This window comes from Corallococcus praedator, assembly GCF_003612125.1.
GTDB classification, from domain to species: Bacteria; Myxococcota; Myxococcia; order Myxococcales; family Myxococcaceae; genus Corallococcus; species Corallococcus praedator.
The window spans coordinates 1-19,928 of the sequence record NZ_RAWI01000081.1; the positions used below are offsets into that span (position 1 = coordinate 1).

Here is a 19,928-nt window from a genome sequence, read left to right on the forward strand (position 1 = left end):
GCCCAGAACCGGTGTCTGGCATTGGCCGCGAACACCGGCTTGTTCTCGCAGGTGTCCACCCCCAGGAACTCCGGCGCCCGGCCCGGCGCGAACACCGCCACCCGGCCGCCCTGCCCGAGCAGCGTCACGTCCCCCTGCACCGCCCAGCGCAGCGATGGGTCCAACCCACCGCGCATCACCGTGCGCCCGTCCTCGCGCCGGTAGGCGCCGTCCGCGTGGTGGACGAAGCGCACCGTCCCGTCGTCCGCGCTCGCGTGCACCACCACGCCCCGGGTGGTGAACTTCCGCGTCGCCACCACCTGCCCCCGCACCGCCGTCACCGGCGTGGCCGCCGCCGTCGCATGCGGCTGACACGAAGGACAGGCGGTCCGCGCATGCTCCACACCGCACGACGCGCACACCGTGAAGCGCAGCCGTTCCAGCACCGGCAGCGGGAACGCGCCGCGCAGGTCCTCCACGAACACCTGGTGGAACAGGTGCAGCACCTCATCCGGCAGCGTGGCCCGGGGCAGCGCGGGCTTGGGGTACTGCACGTCCGCGTGGAAGACGGTGACGCGCTGGAGCACCCGCGCCACCGCGTTCAGCCGCGCGCCCTGCGCCTTCGGTCGGTGGATGCCGCCCTGCGGCCCCACGCACAGCAGCGACTGCATCACGGTGACGGCGAAGGCATACCAATCACTGTCCACCGTCGCCGGCCGCACCGGCGTGAGCGCCTGCGCTCCCGTGTCCAGGCGCAGCGGATCCAGGAACCGCTCGGTGAACACCGGGCAGACGTAGCTTCCAAACTGGAAGCTGTCCGCGTCGATGAGGTACGCGTCCGTCCCCGTCACCAGCACGTTCAGGTCATTGAAGTCCCCCACCACCACGCCGTTCGCGTGCACCGCGCCCAGCACCCGGTGCAATCCCGCGAGCACCGTCACCGCGTCCGCGGACCTGCCACCCGCGCGCCGGAACGCGGGCTCCCCCCACCGGCGCAGTGGTTCCACGCCGTCCAGCTTGCGCATCGCGTAGCCCAGCACCTCCGCGCCCTTGCGGTCCGTGGCCAGCGCCTGCGGCGTCACCACCCTGGACGGCAGGCCCTGGGGGAAGGCGCGCAGCTTGCGCTGGTGCTCCGCGAGCCGCGCCTTCGCGGCGTCCTGTTCGTGCGTCAAGCCCATGTAGTCCGGATGCTCGGGCCGCTTGAAGACCTTGAGCGCGCGTCCGTCGCCCAGGTCATACACATCCGCCTCGCCGCCCTTGCCCAGCGCGCGCTGCGGATCCAACCGCACCTTCTTTCCTTCCAGCCAGACGTCCATGGCCTCACGCCCTCCCCATCCGCCGACGCAGCACCACCAGCGTGGTGTCATCCGACAGCAGGCCCGGCGTGCGCAGCAGCCGCCGCTCCGCGAAGTCCGCGCGCACCGCTTCACGGTTGAGCTGCGCGAGCCGCCGTCGCACCGCGTCCGGGTTCGTGAAGTAGCGGTCCTCCGTCCAGAACCGCGACAGCGGACCCACCGGCTCGTCGCGCTCGGGCAGCCGCGCCGCCGCGAGCCCCAGCAGATCCCCCACCCCGTCCGTGCCCAGGAGCAGCGCGTGCACGTCGTCGGTGGGCACCAGCGCCCGTGACACCAGCGGCACGTCCTCCCCGCGCAGGAGCGAATACGCGAGGTACGGCGGCGCGTTGCCCGGGAACGGCCCCAGCGAGTGCACCTCGCCGTTGAGCATCCACACCCCATCCCCCGACGAGAAGACGAGCGTGTGCGTGGGCGTCACCACCGTCCCCACGATGGTGAAGAGGAAGTCCCCCAGCGCGTCCCGGCCCAGCGTCGCGCACAGCCCGTCCAGCAGCCCCAGCAGGTCCTCGCGCAGCCCCGGGAGGAACCCCTCGCCGTCCACCGTCTCCCCGCGCGCCAGCCGGGCCTGCGCCGCCTGCGCCAGCCGCCGCACGCCCAGCTGCGCGCCCAGCTCGCTGCACGGCTGGCTGCCACACCCGTCCGCCACCAGCGCCACCAACCCGTGCTCGCTCTCCCGGACGCAGACGGCGTCCTGGTTGTTGCGCCCCGAGCGCGCGTGCTCCCGGCCCTGCACCGAACCCACCGCGACGTCGAAGGGCAGCGTGGACATGGCTCTCCCGTGGCCCTCGAAGGGCACGCACGACAGGAACCTGCGGAAAAGAAGCGACCGGCGGCCGCCCCGACTTCGTGTATCTACGACACAAACATAGTGTCCATATGACACGAAGTCAAGACGACGCACGGGACCAGCACTCCGGGGCAGTCCGGAGCGCCGCGGTCAACAGGGGACGGGGGGCCCGTCAGAGCTCGAAGTTGAAGCCGGCCTTCTCAAGCTGTTTGTACTTCTTGTGGTCGAACCGGTAGAGGCGGGCGGCGCGGTGGGACACGTCCTGCTCCACCTCATCCAGTTCCTCCAAGAGGTCCATGGCGAGGATCTTCTTGCGGAAGTTGCGCTTGTCCAGCTCGCGCTCCAGCACCGTTTCGTACAGCCGCTGGAGCTGCGACAGGGTGAACTTGGGCGGCAGCAATTCGAAGCCGATGGGCTGGTAGCGCACCTTGCCCTTGAGCCGCTGCAGCGCGGTGGCGAGCACGTCCGCGTGGTCGAACGCGAGCTTGGGCGTGTCCCAGACGGAGAACCACGCCGCCTCGCGCGCATCGGTGGACGCTTGCAGGTGATGGGCGCTGAGCTTCACCAGCGCGAAGTACGCCACGGTGATGACGCGGCCCCGGGGGTCCCGCTCCGGCGCGCCGAACGTGTAGAGCTGCTCCAGGTGGCTGGTGCGCAGGCCCGCCTCCTCCTCCAGTTCGCGGCGCGCGGCGTCCTCCAGGGACTCCTCCATGCGCACGAAGCCGCCGGGCAGCGCCCACCGCCCCGCGTAGGGCTCCACCCCGCGCTGGATGAGCAGCACCTTGAGGTCCTCCTCGTCCAACCCGAAGACGACACAGTCCACCGTCACCGCCGGGCGCGGGTACTCATAGGTGTGGCTCACGTGTGGACACCCTCCGTCCTTCGCAGGGTGACCCCACGCGAAGGCGCGCCGGCATCGTGTCCAGGGGACACGGTGGGGGCAAGCGCCTTCGCGCGAAGGAGGACGGCCGGGACGGCGACTACGCTTCGAGCAGGCGGCCCAGGCGGCGCCAGTCCACGAGCTGGACGTTCTCTTCCGCCAGGTCGAACTCCAGCGAGCGGCGCATGCCCAGCACGTCGCCACCCATCTGGAAGGGCACGTCGCGGTCGAAGTCCATCCGCAGGCGCTCCACGAAGAAGTCGTGCATGCGCGGCATGGGGTGCTCCCCGCGCCACAGGCGGAACATGTTGCGCGTCGCCTCCATCACCCCGGCGCCGTACACGCGCACCGACAGCCGGTGGGGCACCGCCTGCGCGAAGGGGAACGCCTTGAAGCCGAAGCCCCACTCCGGCGTGGTGGCCGCGCCGGCCACGCCCGCGGGGCCCTGGTACAGGAGCGCGCCCTCGCCACCGTTGGGCACCGGCCGCACCGCGCCCGTCGAGTCCATGGTCAGCGCGGAGCCGCCCAGGTTGTAGACGGACACGTTCGGGTTGCCCTCGCCGAACAGGTGCCGGGGCACCGTGCGGGTGAACATGGCGCCCAGGTAGCCGCGCAGGCCCGCCTGCGTGCTCTTGAGCGGCCCGGCGCTGGCGAGCTGGTTCTTGAAGTCCTGAATCATCTCCGCGTCCCAGCCGGTGCCCGCGAAGGGCGCCACCCGGCCCTCCACCCGCACCAGCGAGAAGGGACGCAGGGGCGGCAGCCGCTCGCCGTACGCGGCGATCTGCTTCAGGGCCACGTGGGGACGGGGCGCGCCGGTGACGCGGGCCCAGGCGTTGCCAGTGCCCAGGGGCAGCACACCGATGGCGGGCAGGGCCACGCCCTGGGAGCGCAGCTCGTTGAGCAGGCCGGTGATGGTGCCGTCGCCTCCGCCCGCCAGCAGCAGGCTGGGCGGGTCATGCCGGAGCTGGTCCACCCACTCCCGCGCTTCTTCGAGGGAACGGGTGAGGGCCACCCGGGCTCGGGGAAGCAGGTCGCGGACAAGCCCCCCCATGCCCTCGGAGCCTTTACGCGCACGCAGATTGACGAGGACGGCGATGTTCATGGCGGGTGTGACTCTTCCCCAGGTCATGTCATGGCCCCGTCACGGAGTCCCCCGGAATGAGGGCGCACCCGCGAAACATGGGCATCACACCCCCAGGGCGTGCGAAAGCCTCAGGCCCAGACGGCGGTCGCTCGCACGGCGGCGCAGGGACACCGCCGCGGCGGCCAGTCCTCCGGCGACCAGAAGACGGCGCAGCCATTGTTTTCCGGCCCCGTGGTAACCGCCCGACGTCCCGGTGCCTTCGGGCATGGGCTGGAAGACGTTGCCGGAGGTGGCGCCCTGCCGCTCGTCCTTGAAGTGCAGGACGTCTGTGCCGGCGCGCATGGAGCGCTCGAAGGTGGCGGGGAACAGCCCGTGCATCGCCGCGAAGCTCTTGCCCGCGGGGCCAACGAGGGTCTCCGGTTCAGGGTGGCGCAGGACGCGCAGGATGGTGCGGGCCACGCGCTCCGGCGCGTAGACGGGCTCCACTGGGCGGATGCGCCAGCCGGTGTAGTTGGCGGTGTGGCGCCACAGGGGCGTGTCGATGGCGGCGGGCATCACCGTGCACACGTCGATGCCGGTGCGCAGCAGTTCCTGGCGCAGCGACGCGGAGAAGCCGCGCACCGCGAACTTGGAGGCCACGTAGGCACTCAGGTAGGGCGCGGGCACGGTCCCGAAGGCGGAGGACACGTTGACGAGCGTCCCATAGCCCTGGCGGCGGAACTGGCCCAGCGCCGCGCGCGCGCCGCTCACCGTGCCGAAGAAGTTCACCTCCATGAGCTGGCGGAAGGCCTCGTCCGGCGTCTCCTCCAGACTGCCCAGCATGTAGACGCCCGCGTTGTTCACCCAGCCGTTGAAGTGGCCGAAGGCGCGCACGGCCTCCTCCGCCAGGTGGTGCACGGACGCCGCGTCCGACACGTCGGTGGGCACCACCAGGGCCTGGACCCCCAGGGCCTCGCACTCGGCCGCCAGGTCCTCCAGCGGCTCCTCCCGGCGCGCGGCGAGGACCACGTGCGCGCCCTTCTTCGCCAGCAGCAACGCCGTGGTCCGGCCGATGCCGCTGGAGGCTCCGGTGATGACGATGACCTTCTTCTTCCAGGCGCGATCCATGGTGTGAGGTCCTTGAGGAAGGTTGAGTGGGCGTCGCCCGTGACGCCCCACGTCGGAAAGTGGGGACGAAGCAGGAGTCGTACCCGTGCCTCTGGTGGCTCACCTGGGGAGCAGCCAGCGGAGCAGCCCGGGCGCGGGGGGCCCGTGAGTCGGATGGGCGTCCAGGATCGGGACCGGCAGGAGCTGCCCGGGGTCACTGGCCTGGAGGGCGGGCAGTCCGGTAGAGGACGGAACGCGGCCTGCATCGCGGGCCTGGCATCCCTTTGCCCTCCCACGTGCCCATGCGCTCCGTGTCCCTGACCTCCGTCCCGAAGCCGACCCCGTTCGCGCTGCTGCTGTGCCTGCTGTGCACCGCCGCGCAGGCCGCGCCCCACCGGCTGGTGGTCTCCAGCGGCGACTGCCGGGACGCGGAGCTGAGCGGCCAGTCGAAGGCGTTCTACGACTCGCTGCGCGCCCGCCCCGAGCAGCGCGTGCTGGGCGCTCCCGAGTTCGCCGAGCGGCTCTTCCCCGCCCCCGCGCGCTCCTTCGAGGACCTCCAGCGTCAGCTCGACGCCGCGCAGGACCAGTTCTACGAGGGCCGCAACGCCAAGGCGACCCAGTTGCTGGACGATGCGCTGCGCGACATCAAGCGCCTGCCCGCGGGGGAGGAGCGCTGGAAGCTCTTCGTGCACGCGCAGTTGCTGCACGGCCTCAACCACCGGGCGCTCGGGAAGCTCAAGGACAGCGACGCGGCGTTCCTCCAGGTGTTGCGGCTCCAGCCGACGTACCAGTTGGACCCGGACCAGTACGCCCCCTCCCTGCGGCAGGCGTTCGAAAAGCTGCGCCGCGACCTGGCGCGGGCTCCGAAGGTGAATCTGTCGGTGAAGTCCACGCTGCCTGCGTCGGACGTGTACCTGGACGGGTTGGGCGTGGGCCAGACGCCGCTCACGCAGGAGCTTCCCGCCGGGGCGTATGACATCTCCGTGGTGAAGGGGGACGTGGTGAGCTTCCCCCGGCAGGTGCAGGCCCAGGGCGTGGACACGCCGCTGCTGGTGGACCTGGCGTATGAGGGGTCGGTGACGGCCGCGCCGTTTCCCTGCCTTGCCGTCGCGGATGGCAATGAGGAGCGCACGCTGAGCCACGCGGTGCGCCTGGGCGGCACGCTCGGGGTGGAGGAGGTCATCGTCGTGCGGCTGGAGCGTCCGAGCAGCGGGCCCAAGTGGTTCGCCGCCACGGTGCTCAACGTCGAGGGTGGACAGAAGCTGCGCGAGGGCGGCTTCAAGACGCAGGGCCTGGAGGCCCCCAGCGAGGCGCTCAACGCGCTCGTGGACTTCGTCACCACCGGACGCTCACCCTCGAACCTCGTGGTGATGAACAACGCCAACGGCCGGGCCCCCTGGGACGCGAGCGCGCGGGTCCCGCCGGCCTCCAGCACGGGCGCGGACCTCACCGCCCCCAGCCGCCTGTCGGAGGAAGCGGACCTCTCCACCTCCACGGCCCCGCCGGGGACGGGCCTGCGCACGGCGTCCTACGTGGCGCTGGGTGCGGGCGTGGCGGGCCTGGGCGGCGCGGGCATCGTGCGGCTCCTGGCCCAGAAGGACCTGGACGACCTGGAGGCCCGCCGCGCGGCGACCGGTGGCCGGCTGGTGGGCACGGACTCCCAGACCGTCGCGCTGCGCGACTCGCTCGTGAAGAAGAGTGACCTGATGACGGGCCTGCTCATCGGCGGGGGCGCGGCGGTCGTGACGGGGGCGGTGCTCTACCTCGTGTCCTCGCCCGCGAAGCCTCCGCCGTCCCTCACGCTGGGCGTCGCGGCGGACGGGACGGGCGCGGCGGCGAGTGTCTCCGGGTCGTTCTGACCGGACATTCCCACGGGAAGCACCGGGGGCGGTGCGCATAGAGTGCCGCCCCATGCGCGCTTCCCTCCTCCTGCTGCTGCTCACGGCGAGCACCGCCCTCGCGGCGCCCCGGACCTTCCGCGTCGACTACTTCCACACCGGCAACGCCACCGAGGAGCGCTTCAGCCTGGAGCGGCTCGTCGTGGAGCCGCTGCCCTGGCCGGGCCACCCGGCGCGGGCGCTCGACGAAACGAACCTGGGCAAGTACTTCTTCGAGGTGCGGGACCGGAAGACGAACCGGCTCCTGTACTCGCGAGGCTTCGCCTCCATCTTCGGCGAGTGGGAGCTGACGGGCGAGGCGAAGCAGGGCCACCGCACCTTCAGCGAGTCGCTGCGCTTCCCCAGCCCTTCCGAGCCCGTCCAGGTCATCCTGAAGAAGCGCGACGCCCAGAATGCCTTCCGCGAGGTGTGGTCGCTGATCGTGGATCCGAAGGACCCCTTCGTCGATCCGTCCTCCCCGCCCGCGCCGGGCGCGTTGATCAAATTCCTGGAGAGCGGCCCATCGCAGGACAAGGTGGACTTCCTCATCCTGGGTGACGGCTACACGGAGGCCGAGCGGCCGAAGTTCGAGAAGGACGCGCGGCGGATGCTGGACATCCTCTTCAGCTATTCGCCCTTCAAGGAGCGCAAGGGGGACTTCAACGTCTGGGGCCTGATGCCCGGGGCGGCCGAGTCCGGCATCTCGCGGCCCTCCACCGGCATCCACCGGCGTCCACCCCTGGGTTCCACGTACGACGCCTTTGGCGCCGAGCGTTACATCCTCACCTTCGACAACGCCGCGCTGCGTGATACCGCCGCCTTCGCGCCCTACGAGTTCGTGGAAATCCTGGCCAACGGCAACACCTACGGCGGCGGCGGCATCTTCAACCTCTTCGGCACCGTGGCGGCCGACAGCCTCTGGGCCCCCTACGTCTTCGTCCACGAGTTCGGCCACCACTTCGCTGGCCTCGCGGACGAGTACTACTCCTCCGCGTCCGTCTACGGCCCCGCGCCCGAGGACCGGGTGGAGCCGTGGGAGAAGAACGTCACCGCGCTCAAGGACCCCGCGCAGCTCAAGTGGAAGGACCTGGTGTCCCCGGGCACGCCCATCCCCACGCCGTGGAATCAGGCCGCGTTCGACGCGCATGCCGTCCAGGTGCAGCAGCGCCGGCAGAAGATTCGCGCGGAACGCAAACCCGAGGCGGAGATGGATGCGCTCTTCACGTCGCAGCGGGACTGGGAGGAGAAATTCCTGGGCGCGCTGAAGGTCGCCGGGAAGGTGGGGGCCTACGAGGGCGCGATGTACGAGTCGCGCGGCTTCTACCGTCCACAAACCGACTGCGTGATGTTCACCCGCGACCGGGTGCCCTTCTGCGCCGTCTGTCAGCACGGAATCAGTGAGATCATCGACCTCTACGCGGGCCCGGCTCGCGCCCAACCCCGGAAGACTCCCTGACTTTCAGAGTTTCCAAGGGTCCTGTGCGTGACAGGGATGTGGCAGGGGGTTGGGCAAATGGACGCCCCCTCATTTTCAGGTGTAAGGGGGACGCAGTCTGCAATCTGAAATCCCCAGGGGAGGCATTCACATGCTGAAGCGGAGCTGGCTGCCGGCGCTCGTGACCACCGTGTTCGTCACGGTCGGTACGGGTTGTGGAGATGAGTGTGTTGATCAGTTCGACTGCCGCGACAAGGGCACGCCGCCCGCGGGGCAGGCCTACGCCTGTGTCGAGAACAAGTGCGAGCTGCGCACGCTGACGCCGACGCCCGAGGAGGACGCGGGCACTGGCACGGACGCGGGCACGGACGCGGGCACCACCACGGACGCGGGCACTGGCACGGACGCGGGCACCACGACGGATGCCGGCACGGAGACGGACGCCGGCACGGGCTCGGCGTGCACGCCGGCGTGCACGCTGACCCAGGTCTGCAATCCGACGACGCTGACCTGTGAGGACTCAGGCCCGGCCGTGACGGATACCAGCGCGCAGATCGCGGCCTTCAAGGCCGCCGCGGGCACGACCTATGATCCGGCGCTGCCCGTCAACGGCGCGTTCGTGACCTACGTCAAGCCCGAGGTGGGCGCCGACGTCGCGGGGTTCTTCCTGCAGGCGGAGGCGAACGGACCCGCGATGTTCGTCGTGGCCCCGGTCGGCACGGTGCAGGTGGGTGACCGCGTCGAACTCAACGTCACCGGTGCGACGGTGCTGAGCGGCGTGAACAAGGCGGCCAGCAGCTACACCGACCTGAAGGTCGTCAGCTCGGGTCACCCGGTGCGCAACCTCAACACGGCGACGCCCGCGGGCCTCGTGGTGGACCGCTCCAGCGCGCCCACGACGGAGCTGCTCGACAAGGCGGACACCTACTTCGCGACGATTGCCCGGATGAGCGGCACGCTCAACGGCGGCTCCTCGGCCAGCGGCTCCGGCCACGTGGCGTTCACGCTCCGGACCGGTGGCATCAACAACGCGAACCTCAAGCTCCGCGTGACGGAGACGGTGGCGGCGGGCCTGGGGCTCGTCGATTCGTGCGCCGTGACGCTGGGCGCTGGTCCCATCTGGAAGTTCACCTCGGCGGCCACGCCCCCTGTCACCACCGTGCAGCCGTCCGCGTACTACGCGACGGACCTGACGGGTGTCACCTGCCCGGCCCCGACGCTGGTGAGCGCCATCGGGACGTCGCTCACCGAGGTCAAGGTCTCCTTCAGCCGTCCCATCAGCGCGGCCAGCCTCACGGACGTGCCGGCGCAGTTCACGTTCACCAATGGCATCCAGGCGCAGAGCGCGACGGTCAGCGGCAAGGACGTTCTCGTGACGACCTCCGCGCAGACCGGTGGCGCGGACTACGCGGTGTCGGTCGCCTCGTCCGTGAAGGACACGGTGGGCGGCGCGATCACCATCCCCAACACGGCGGCCTTCAAGGGCTTCCGCACGGCGGCGGTCCTGCGCCTCACCGAAGTGCAGCCCAGCGCGGCGACGCCGGCCAACCTGGACCTCCTGGAGCTGCAGGTCATCTCCGCCGGCACGACGGGTGGCATCCAGGTGCAGCAGGACGTCACCACCACGGTGCTCCTGGCCACCCTGCCCGACGTGCTCGTGGCTGAAGGGGACATCATCGTGGTCCACCTGAATGGCACCGTGGACAGCGAGACGACCGCCAAGAACCAGTTCCCCACCAGCAGCAACGCGGCCAACTACGACACCGCCTGGGACTTCAAGGGCGCGACCGCGAACCTCCCGTTCTCCAGCCGGGTCGTCGTGGTGCGCGACGCGCTGGGCCAGATCCAGGACGCGGTGCCTTTCGGGCGCAGCACGACCACGGCGCCGGGCACCTTCCCGGGCAGCCTCCAGGCCATCCAGGCAGCCGGTCAGTGGCTGCCCGCGGACTGCGGTGGCGTCCTGCCCTGCACGGCCACCACCACGCCGACCGCGCAGGATGTCTCCGCGGACTGGACCACCCTGCCCTCGTCCGGTGCGACGCCGGCCAGCAACTCGATCCGCCGCATCGGCGCCACCGACACGAACACCAAGGCCGACTGGGCCGTGGGCGCGCCGTCCTGGGGTGTCGCGAATCCGTAGTCGCTCCCCGTGAAGTCCTGAAGTGACAGGGCCGCGATCCTCCTGGGATCGCGGCCCTTCTTCTTGTCGGCCGGGCAATCTGTCACGCTGTCCCCTGTCGGGACGCGCCGCCCGCCATCGGGGTGGGCCTCTGTCTCGAGTCCGCGCCCAACCCCGGCGCCCAACTCGGACGGCCCATGTCGCTTCTTCGCGTTCTCGCTCCGCTGCTGGCCCTGCTGCTCAGCGCCTGTCCCGGCCCCGGCCCCACGCCCGCACCGCCTCCCGACAGCGGCGTGCCCGTGGATGCGGGCCAGACCTCCGACAGCGGCGTGCCCGTGGATGCGGGCCAGACTCCCGCGCTCACCATCTCCAGCGCGACGCTGGCTGCCGCCGAAGCACTCGCGCCCTATGAGGCCGCGCTCCTGGCCTCCGGAGGACAGGCACCCTACTCCTGGCGGGTGACGCTGGGCCCGCTCGTGGACGGGCTCACGCTGTCCTCCGATGGCGTGTTGACGGGCACCCCGCGCTTCTCCGGTGGCCACGCGTTCACCGTCGAGGTCCAGGACGCCCAGGGCACCCGCGTCGAACAGACGCTGACCCTGCGCATCAACGGCACCGCGTTCGCCCTGCTTCCGGACGCCTATGTCTCCGAACCCTACGCCTGGACCTTCCGCGCACCCGACGGCGCCGTCGCCCCGGTCTGGAGCACCGGGAGCACACCGCCGGACGGGCTGCGCCTGGAAGCCGGTGGCACCCTGTCCGGTGTACCCACCGTGCCCGGGAGCGCTGTCCTCACCGTGGGCGTCCAGGACTCGGGCCGCGCCGCAGCCTGGACCCATGCGCTGTCCGTCCTCCCGCTTCCTTCCATCACGTCCACCCTGCTGCCGGACGCAGATGCGGCGCAGCCCTACTCCGCGACGCTGACGGCCACCGGAGGAAAGGCCCCGCTCGTCTGGAGCGCGGCCCCGGGCGCGCTGCCTGCCGGACTCACCCTGTCGGGCGCGGGCGTCCTGTCCGGCACGCCCACGCAGGAAGGCGCGGCCTTCACCGTCACCGTCACGGACGCCAACGCTCGCACGGCCTCCCGCGAGCTGCGGCTGTCCTTCGCCTCCAGCACCCTCGAGATGAAGTCCCTGTCGCTCGCGGACGGACGCGTGGGCGAGCCCTATTCCGAAACGCTCGTCGCGTCCGGGGGAAGCAAGCCGCACACCTGGAGCTTCACCGGCACGCTGGCCGCCGGCCTGTCCCTGACTCCCGATGGCACCCTGTCCGGCGTGCCCACCGCCGCGGGCACCGTGCCCTTCACCGCCACCGTGCGCGACGCGGCGGGACAGACGGTGTCGCGCCGCCTGCCGCTGACGGTGCTCGCGCCTTCGAAGCTGTTCACCGTGGGCCACTGGAACCTGGAGTGGTTCGGCGCCCCCAACCAGGGCCCGCCGCGCTCCACCTCCGACGGCGGCCTTCCGGATGATCTCCAGGTCGCGGGTGCCAGGGAGGTGCTGGGCTCCGCCAACGCCCACGTCTGGGGACTGGTGGAGATGGTGGACACCGCCGACTTCGACACCCTCAAGGCCGGCCTGCCCGGCTACACGGGCTTCCTAGCCAACAACCCCGCGTATGTGCTGAGCGGCACGTCGCTGTACTCGGCCGGCGAACAGAAGCCCGGCATCCTCTACGACAGCTCCCTCACCTACCGCAGCGCGCAGATCATCCTCACCGCGCAGGCCGCGGACTTCGGCGGACGCCCGCCCCTGCGTGTGGACTTCACCACCCGCATCCACGGCGAGGACGCGCCGCTGGTCGTCATCGTCGTGCACATGAAGGCGTTCGAGGACCTGACCTCCTACGGGCAGCGCCTGCGCTCCTCCGCCGCGCTCAAGAACTACCTGGACGTCTGGTTGCCCGAGGCGCGCGTGCTCGTCATCGGCGATTGGAACGATGACCTGGATGAGTCCATCGCCACCGACAACGGCACCGCGCTGCCCACGCCGTTCGCGAACTTCCTCGACGACCCCACCCACTACACGTTCATCACCCAGCCGCTGACCGCCTCCAACAACCGCACCACCGTGGAGTACGACGAGGTCATCGACCACACGCTCGCCACCGACGAGATGACCCTCGAGGCCGTGCCCGGCGCCGTCCAGGTGCTCCGCCCCGACACGTCCATTCCGGACTACGCCGGCGCCGTCAGCGACCACTTCCCCGTCCTCAGTCGCTATGACTTCAGCGGTCCCGCCGGCCCGCGCGTGAAGCTCACCGCGCCCCTGAGCGGCACCTTCGTGAAGGGCGAGACGCTGACCTTCACCTGGCGCTCCGCGGGCGTGGCGACGGTGCGCATCGAGGTCTCCTACGACGACGGCGAACACTGGGGCGTCATCGCGCCTTCGGTGTCCGCGGCCGTGGGCCGCCATGCGTGGACGGTGCCGGACCTGGAGAACCCGACGGTGCGCGTGCGCGTGGTGGACACCGCGAAGGACTCGCGCTTCGACATGAACCCGGTGGCGCTCTGGTTCACGCGCACGGCGCCGCGCGTGTTCATCAACGAGTTTCTCGCCAGGCCGCTGGGCAGCACCGCGCTCGAATTCATTGAGGTCTACAACGCGGGCCCCGCCTCCGTGGACCTGTCCCGGTGGAGCCTGTGGGACGCCACGTCCTCCCGGCACATCTTCGCCCCGGGCACGACGCTCGCCCCGGGCCGGGCCCTGGTCGTCTACGGCGGGGCCACGGCCTTCCCCTCCGGCACGCCCGACACCGTCGCGGCCTCCAGCGGGACGCTGAGCCTCAACAACGACCGGGACACCGTGCAGCTGCGAAGCATGGACGGCGGCGTCGTGGACGCCTACGCGTATGTGAACCCCGCGGACAACGTGTCCGACAACCGCTCCCCGGACCTGACGCCGGACGTGGGCTTCGCACGGCACACCACGCTGCCCCCTGGCCTTGCGTCCTCGCCGGGTCGTCGCGCGGACGGAGGAGCCTTCCAGCTCCTGCCCTAGCGGAGGGGCGGAGAGGTGGGGTCCGGCTCGGGCTCCTTGCGCGCGGGCACTGCTTCCAGGTCACGGGCGATCCATCCTTCGCCCGTGTCCTCGTAGGTGACGCGGATCTCATCCCCTTCCGACAGGTCGCGCAGCTGCGCGCTCTGTTCGTCCCGGCGCAGCCGCGTACCCTCCTCCACGCGGACCTCGCGCTCCTCGCCCTGGCCGTCCACGAAGAGCACCTCGTCGTCGCCCACCCACGACACCCTGCCCGCGGCCCAGCCCTGTGCATCGGGCCGGCCGGAGCCGCCGGTTCCGGCGGGCGTCGGCTGCGCGGAGACGGGGGTCTCCTTCACGTCCTCACCCGCGCCCTTCAAGGCGCCGGGATCCACCCGCTCCTTGGAGGCCATCAGCCCGCGCAGGACCTCCGAGCGCCCCTCGCGGTGTTTGGCGGGTGGGCCCTCCGGCTTCGGCTCCCGGTCTCCACATGCCCAGACGCTTCCCAGTCCCACGAAGCCCAGCATCAGCAGGCCGGCCGTCCTGCGCATTCCACGCATAGGTCATGTCCTCCCGCTTCCTGCGAAGGGCCCGTGTCGCGCCCCGGGCCCGCTCCCCACTCCCTTGCGGGAAAACATGCGGATGCTTCGTCCTGCCGGGAACCACGGGCTTCGGGACCGCGGCGTGTCCCGGAGGGGCTCCTGTCCTTCCTGACGGGAGGGCAGGCCAGCAGGCACGCACACGGTCCAACCCCTCCTTCGCCCGCCTGCCGGATGGGGCCCGCCGTCAACCAGACCCTGGCCGGGACATGGGCCTCGGACTCGGGGCCGCACCGGTCCATTCGGGGTGATACTCGCGGTCGGTGCCCCGCCGGCTCGGGGGGCGAGGATGGCAGGCATGCGCGGGCGGAGCATCGGGGTGTGGGCGGTCCTCCTGGTCGGGTGCGGCCTCGCGCTGTTCTGGGCGCTGCGCTTCAGAGGTCCGAGCGCTTCGGAGGAACGCGCCACGGCCGATACGGTCGCTCCCGCGGGCCCGGCGCATCCCGGGTCGGGGCGCTCCGAGCGGTCGGATGCGGGCAACACGCCCCCTCTGGCCCAGACGCCTGGCGAGGCGGAGGGCCTCCTGGAGGTGGAGGTCCTCGTGGAGGGGCAGCCCTTCGCCGGGGCCCATGCGCGGCTCTACTGGCAGGGCGCGCGCGAAGCCCCGCTCGGGACGACGGCGTGGCGACGGGTGGGCGAGGGACTCACGGATGCGCGGGGACACGTGCGGATCGCGTCGGCGCCCGGACGCTACCTGATGGCGGTGCGCGCCCCGGGACAGGCGCCGCTGTTGCGGGAGGTGGTGCGCCCCCAGGGTGAGCACCTCACCGCGCTGCGGGTCTCGCTGTCGCCCGGGCAGTCGCTCACGGGGCGCACGGTGGTGAAGGGAACGATGGAACCGGTGCCGCTCGTGGAGCTGATCCTCACGGCGCACGCGCAGGCGATGGAGCCCTGGCAGCACGCCGAGGTCCCCGACGAGGAGCGCGTCTACGTCACGAGCGACGCGCGAGGAGCCTTCCGCGTGGAGGGGCTCGCGCCCGGGACGTGGCGGCTGGAGGCCCGGGCACCCGGCCATGCGCGCGCGGTGCTGGAGCGCCTGCGCATCCCCACGGAGGGACCGCTGACGGTGGCGCTGCGGGTGGCGGGCGTCATCGAGGGCTTCGTCATGGACGCGCAAGGCCTCCCGGCCGCGAACGCCGAGGTGCAGGTGGACGGCAACGCCGAGCCCGGGATGACGACGGGTGCGCAAGGGGGCTTCTCCCTGGAGGTGGAGCCCGGCGCGCACGCCCTGTCCGCGCGGCGCGGCGAGGAGTCCGGCGTGCTCGACGCGCCCGTCGTCTCCATCGCGGGAAGCACGGTGCGCGACGTGCGGATCCGACTGGGACCGGGCGCGCAGTTGGAGGGCCGCGTGGTGGAGCGGTCCTCGGGCACGCCGGTGGCGGGGGCTCGCATCGACATCCTTGTCTCTGGCGAGGATGGAGAGGCAGGCCGTGCCCTGTCGGACGCGGAGGGCCACTTCCGGATCCGCGGACTGGTTCCCGGCAGCTACGACGCGCGGGTGAGCGCGACGGGCTTCGCGTCCACCGTGCGGTACGGGCTGACGGTGGGCGCGGGCGAACGCTTCCCCGTGGACCTGATGCTCTCACGCACCGGCGCGGTGGAGGGTCAGGTGCGCGATGGGGCCGGCAGGCCCGTGGCGCGAGCGCAGGTGTCGAGTCTCGACCGGGGTGATGAGGGCTCTGCTCCAGGCGAAGCCCGCACCGACGACACGGGGCACTACCGGCTCGAAGGGCTGGCGCCGGGCCGGGTGTACCTCTCCGCCCGACGTGAGGGCTCCACGGTGGGCGTAATGCATCCGGTGAATGTGGGCGAGAACGGCGCGGCCCGGATGGACTTCACGCTGGAGGACACGGGCACCGTGGAAGGTGTGGTGCGCGCGGCCCGGGGCTCCCTTCCCCAGGGCAAGCTGGGGGTGACGTCCGTGGGCATGGGAGCGACGGGCACCGGGGTCCCGGGCAGGGCCGAGGTCGGGGCGGACGGGACGTTCCGGATGGTCCTTTCCCCGGGGAGCCACATGCTGCTGCTCACCGAGCGCGGGCACTACGACTCGGGCGAGCAGAAGCTGGTGAGCGTGGAGGAGGGGCGGACGGTCCAGGTCGAGTTCACCTGGGAGGAGTCGCGCGATGCGAGCGAATACCGGGGCATCGTCCTGGAGCCGCAGGGCACGCCCTCGCCAGGGGCCTCCATCACCCTCGCGCTGGCGGAGGGACGGGGCAATCCCCTGATGATGGCGTCCGCGGATGAGGAGGGGCGCTTCGCCATCTCCATCCCGCAGCGGTCCGGCTCCGCCACGCGACGCGTGGTGCTGAACGCGCGCAACGGCGGTCGCTCCAGTGAAACCCTGCCCGTGAGCGCTGGAGAAGAAGTTGTCGTGAAGCTGCGCCCCGCGGCCTCGCTCCGGGGACGGGTGGTGCGCGAGGGCGGGCCCGTGCGCGGCTTCACCCTGGTCCTCCAACTCCAGAAGGGCTACCTGTCCCAGGGGCAGGGCCCGCGAGAGTTCCCAGGCGAGCGCTTCGAATGGAAGGACGTTCCGGCCGAGCCCCTGCGACTGCTGGCGCGGACGGCGGACGGTTTGACGGGAGAGGTGCTGGTGTCTCCCAGCGTGGGCGGAGCGCTCGAAGTGGAGATCCCCCTGAAGGCCTCGGCCACCGTGTCGGGCCGGGTGGTGGACGCGGCCACGAAGGCGCCCCTCCCCGACGCAATTGTCTTCCTCGATGGAGAGACGCCTGGGGAGGAGGACACCGGTCCGGATTCGGACGGGCGCTTCTCCTTCGTCGGCGTGCGCGCGGGGGAGCGCGCCCTCCTCGTCATGGGTCACGCCCAGGGACACGTGAGACGGACGCTGAAGTTGCAGGCGGGCGAGATGATCGACCTGGGCGACATCGCGGTGGATACCCGCCCGTCGGCCTCGGACCCTGAGTCCCCCTGAGTGCCTGGGCGGCGCTCACCCCCGCCCGCGCCGCCATTCCGGTGGGCAGCCGTCGCGCAGCACCCCGGCCACCGCTACCGCGCAGGCGAAGCTGGTCGTCATGGGCGCGTGCAGCCAGTGTCCTCCCATGTAGAGCTTCACCTCCCGCTCCCGCACGACATGGTCGACCTTCACGTCGGCGCCCACCCGCTCCATGAGCGCGGCGTCACCCACCGACACCACCGACTCCAGTTGCGCGGGCAGCGTGGGCATCCCTCCCGCGGAGCAGACGATGACCGCGCCTCGCGCCGCCGCGCGGTCCGTCACCTCGCGCATGGGCGACTCCAGCGCGCGGAGCGTCGTGCCCAGGCTCAGGTTCAGCAGGTCCACGCCCACCTCGTCGAGCATCCACCCCAGCGCCTCCACGAGGCACAGCGAATGACCGCGCACGCCCTCATCGAGGACGCGCGCCACGTACAACTCCGCGTCCGGCCAGGGACGGACCTGCTCGTGGAGGATGCTCAAGACTGCGGTGCCATGCCCGTGCGCATCCTCCAGGTCCAGCACGGTGTCGCCAGCCCGCCACGCCTCCAGCTCCTCGCGCTCGTAGACGCGCGCCTCCAACTCCTTCGCATCCAGGTCGAGCGTGAAGCGGGCCGCACCCGCGAGGTGCATTCCCTGCTCGCGAAGGAAGGCCACCTCCACCCCACTGTCGATGATGCCCACCTTCATCACCGGGCCCCGCCTCCCGGCCCCGGAAGCCTTGCGTGCCCCAGTTGCCGGAGCACGTAGGCGCCCAGGGTGATGGACTCCGTGCGGGGAGGGACAGCGTCAGGCACGGCCACCGTCAAACGCACGAGTGAACCCGCGAGCAGCATCACCGAGCCCAGCGCCGCCACGAGCAGGAACGTGAGGATGCCGATGCGCCGCACGACGAAGAGGCCGGGATGATCCGGATCCTCCAGGAGGGGCAGCGGCGGGGCGACAGGACGCGGGGGCTGGTTCGTCATGACCGTTCGTTCCCACCGCCGCGTCAGGCGGCGTCCGCCTCGCCCACGCCGGTGCGGTACAGCCGCCGGTAGGGAGCACAGCGCGCCAGCAGCTCCGCATGCGGGCCCCGGCCCACCAACTGGCCTCCCGCGAGCATCCACACCTCATCGGCCAGCGGCGCGTTGGCCAGCCGGTGGGTGATGAACAGCACCGTCTGCCGCCGCTCCCGGGCCCTCGCGAGCAACGCGTAGACGATGGCGGCCTCGGTCTCCACGTCGAGCTGCGAGGTGGCCTCATCCAACAGCAGCACGGGTGCATCGCGCAGCACGGCGCGGGCCAGGGCCAGCCGCTGCCGCTGTCCGCCGGAGAGGCTGGCGCCCGCCTCGGCCACCGGCGTGTCGTACCCCTGGGGCAGCCCCGCGAGCACGGACTCCAACCCGCACAGCCGCACCGCGTGCCCCAGGTCCTCGTCGGACACGTCGGACAGGCCCAGCGTGAGGTTGTCGCGCAAGGTGCCGTGGTACAGCTCCACGTCCTGCCACACCACGGCGAGCTGTCGGCGCAGCTCGGACAACTCCAGGGTCCGCGCGTCGCGGCCGTCGTACAGCACGCGCCCCTGGCCGGGCTCCTCCAGCCGCGTCAGCAGTCGCGCCAGCGTCGTCTTCCCCGAGCCACTCGCCCCGACGATGGTCACCACCGTCCCGGGCTCGACGCGCGCGCTCACCTCGCGCAGCACGTCCTGGCCCGGCACATAGCCGAAGGACACGTTCTCCAGCGCCACCCCGCCGTCCAGCCGCCGCGCCAGCGGGGCCGGGAGCTGGAGGGAGCGGTTCGGATCCTGCTCCGGCGCCTCGTGCAGGTACTCGAAGAAGCGCTGAAGGTGGACGCCGCGCTGCTGGAGACCCGTGACGAAGGAGATGACCTCGATGACCGGGCCGCGCAGGTACGCGGCATAGGCCACGAAGGCCACGAAGCCGCCGAGCGTCAGCTGTCCCTGGAGGATGAGCCGCCAGCCCAACCACGTGAAGAGCGCTGTCTGCGCCGCCTCCACCGTGCGCTCGAACAGCCGCAGCCGCCCCTCCACCCCGTGCGCCCGCAGGTGCGCCCGCAGCACCGACCGCATCAGCCCCGCCGCGCGCTGGTAGACGAACGGCTCCAGCGCCAGCACCTTCGTCGTGCGGCTCTGCCGCAAGGTCTCCACCTGGAGCGCGTTGAGCGAACCGTGGACGCCCACCACCTCCTGCCACGCGTGGCCCATGGCGCGCCCCATCACGAGCGGCACCGCCACCACGAAGGGCAGCGTGGCCAGGGCCGCCAGCGCCAGCTCCCAGTGGAGCGAGGCGAGCGTGAACGGGATGATGATGAGGAAGCTCAACTGCGAGAACACGAGCCGCAGGAGGCCCAGCACCAGCGACATCCCAGCCTTCGCGTCCTCGAAGCGGCTGGTGAGTTCCCCCACCTGTCGCCGGGAGAAGAAGCGGTCCGGCAGGTGTTGCAGGTGGTTGAACAGGTAGAGCGCGGCGGAGCTCTCCAGCTTGATGTTCAGATAGGACGAGTAGTAGCCCAGCAGCGCATCCGCGAGCGCCGCCGCCACCGACGCGGCGAGGATGCTGACCACCAGGACGTGGAGCAGGTCCAGGTCCTTCAGCGACGACACGTGGTCGAACAGGAGCCGAGTGAGGAAGGGCGGCACCAGCAACAGCAGCGTGATGACGGGGCCCAGCAGCGCGCCCCGGGCGAGCGCGCCCCAGGCGGGCCGCAGCAGGCGCAGGAGCGCGGCGAGGTAGCGCGCCGACTGTCGCAGCCCGGGAGGGCCCTCCTCCTGCATCGCGCCGTCCTGTTCCATCAAGGGTC

The 19,928-nt window shown here is 71.4% G+C and carries 14 protein-coding genes; 5 read left to right on the top strand and 9 right to left on the bottom strand.

Going from position 1 to position 19,928, the window contains the following annotated elements; genetic code table 11:
- The 5 genes from D7Y13_RS13390 to D7Y13_RS13410 form a co-directional block, all read right to left on the bottom strand.
- A partial coding sequence (locus D7Y13_RS13390) for a hypothetical protein (RefSeq protein ID WP_208734460.1) occupies nt 1-1,295 on the bottom strand: 1,295 nt, incomplete at its 3' end.
- Nucleotides 1,296-1,299: 4 nt separating this feature from the next.
- Nucleotides 1,300-2,103, bottom strand: a complete 804-nt coding sequence (locus D7Y13_RS13395) for a protein phosphatase 2C domain-containing protein (protein WP_120584154.1) — start codon at nt 2,101-2,103, stop codon at nt 1,300-1,302.
- A 190-nt stretch (nt 2,104-2,293) separates the two neighbouring features.
- Nucleotides 2,294-2,983 carry an NUDIX hydrolase gene (locus tag D7Y13_RS13400; RefSeq protein WP_120533595.1) on the bottom strand — a complete coding sequence of 230 codons (690 nt, stop codon included), beginning with the start codon at nt 2,981-2,983 and terminating at the stop codon, nt 2,294-2,296.
- A gap of 118 nt (nt 2,984-3,101) precedes the next feature.
- Nucleotides 3,102-4,103: a diacylglycerol/lipid kinase family protein gene (locus D7Y13_RS13405; protein WP_120533594.1), complete on the bottom strand. Its 1,002-nt coding sequence runs from the start codon at nt 4,101-4,103 to the stop codon at nt 3,102-3,104.
- Between the two features lie 84 nt (nt 4,104-4,187).
- Nucleotides 4,188-5,192, bottom strand: a complete 1,005-nt coding sequence (locus D7Y13_RS13410; RefSeq protein ID WP_120533593.1) for an SDR family NAD(P)-dependent oxidoreductase — start codon at nt 5,190-5,192, stop codon at nt 4,188-4,190.
- 281 nt (nt 5,193-5,473) lie between these two features.
- Between D7Y13_RS13410 and D7Y13_RS13415 the strand changes: the two genes are divergently transcribed.
- The 4 genes from D7Y13_RS13415 to D7Y13_RS13430 all read left to right on the top strand — a co-directional run bounded on the left by D7Y13_RS13415 (nt 5,474) and on the right by D7Y13_RS13430 (nt 13,601).
- A complete protein-coding gene (locus D7Y13_RS13415) occupies nt 5,474-7,030 on the top strand; it encodes a PEGA domain-containing protein (protein ID WP_120584157.1) in 1,557 nt (518 codons plus the stop codon).
- Nucleotides 7,031-7,082: 52 nt separating this feature from the next.
- The gene (locus tag D7Y13_RS13420; protein ID WP_120584153.1) at nt 7,083-8,504 is read left to right on the top strand and encodes an IgA Peptidase M64; all 1,422 of its coding nucleotides are present in this window, start codon (nt 7,083-7,085) and stop codon (nt 8,502-8,504) included.
- Between the two features lie 130 nt (nt 8,505-8,634).
- A complete protein-coding gene (locus tag D7Y13_RS13425) occupies nt 8,635-10,623 on the top strand; it encodes a lipoprotein TP_1001-related protein (protein ID WP_120584152.1) in 1,989 nt (662 codons plus the stop codon).
- A 176-nt stretch (nt 10,624-10,799) separates the two neighbouring features.
- The gene (locus D7Y13_RS13430; protein WP_120584151.1) at nt 10,800-13,601 is read left to right on the top strand and encodes a putative Ig domain-containing protein; all 2,802 of its coding nucleotides are present in this window, start codon (nt 10,800-10,802) and stop codon (nt 13,599-13,601) included.
- On the opposite strand, the gene D7Y13_RS13435 is transcribed toward D7Y13_RS13430, so the two are convergent.
- Nucleotides 13,598-14,128, bottom strand: coding sequence for a hypothetical protein (locus tag D7Y13_RS13435; protein ID WP_120584150.1), 531 nt, complete (start codon nt 14,126-14,128; stop codon nt 13,598-13,600). The two genes, D7Y13_RS13430 and D7Y13_RS13435, sit on opposite strands and share 4 nt — an antisense overlap.
- Before the next feature lie 346 nt (nt 14,129-14,474).
- Between D7Y13_RS13435 and D7Y13_RS13440 the strand changes: the two genes are divergently transcribed.
- Nucleotides 14,475-17,105 carry a carboxypeptidase regulatory-like domain-containing protein gene (locus D7Y13_RS13440; RefSeq protein WP_158620394.1) on the top strand — a complete coding sequence of 877 codons (2,631 nt, stop codon included), beginning with the start codon at nt 14,475-14,477 and terminating at the stop codon, nt 17,103-17,105.
- Between the two features lie 15 nt (nt 17,106-17,120).
- Here D7Y13_RS13440 and D7Y13_RS13445 read toward each other — a convergent pair whose 3' ends face one another.
- From D7Y13_RS13445 to D7Y13_RS13455, 3 genes are read right to left on the bottom strand one after another with little or no spacing between them, the layout of a single operon-like run.
- A complete protein-coding gene (locus D7Y13_RS13445) occupies nt 17,121-17,816 on the bottom strand; it encodes a S8/S53 family peptidase (protein WP_233595630.1) in 696 nt (231 codons plus the stop codon).
- Nucleotides 17,816-18,094 (bottom strand): hypothetical protein, encoded by a 279-nt coding sequence (locus tag D7Y13_RS13450; RefSeq protein WP_120584147.1) that lies wholly within the window; start codon nt 18,092-18,094, stop codon nt 17,816-17,818. Before D7Y13_RS13450 ends, D7Y13_RS13445 begins: the two co-directional genes overlap by 1 nt.
- 23 nt (nt 18,095-18,117) lie before the next feature.
- On the bottom strand, nt 18,118-19,920 hold the full coding sequence (locus tag D7Y13_RS13455; protein ID WP_120584146.1) for a peptidase domain-containing ABC transporter: 1,803 nt from the start codon (nt 19,918-19,920) through the stop codon (nt 18,118-18,120).
- Nucleotides 19,921-19,928: the final 8 nt, after the last annotated feature.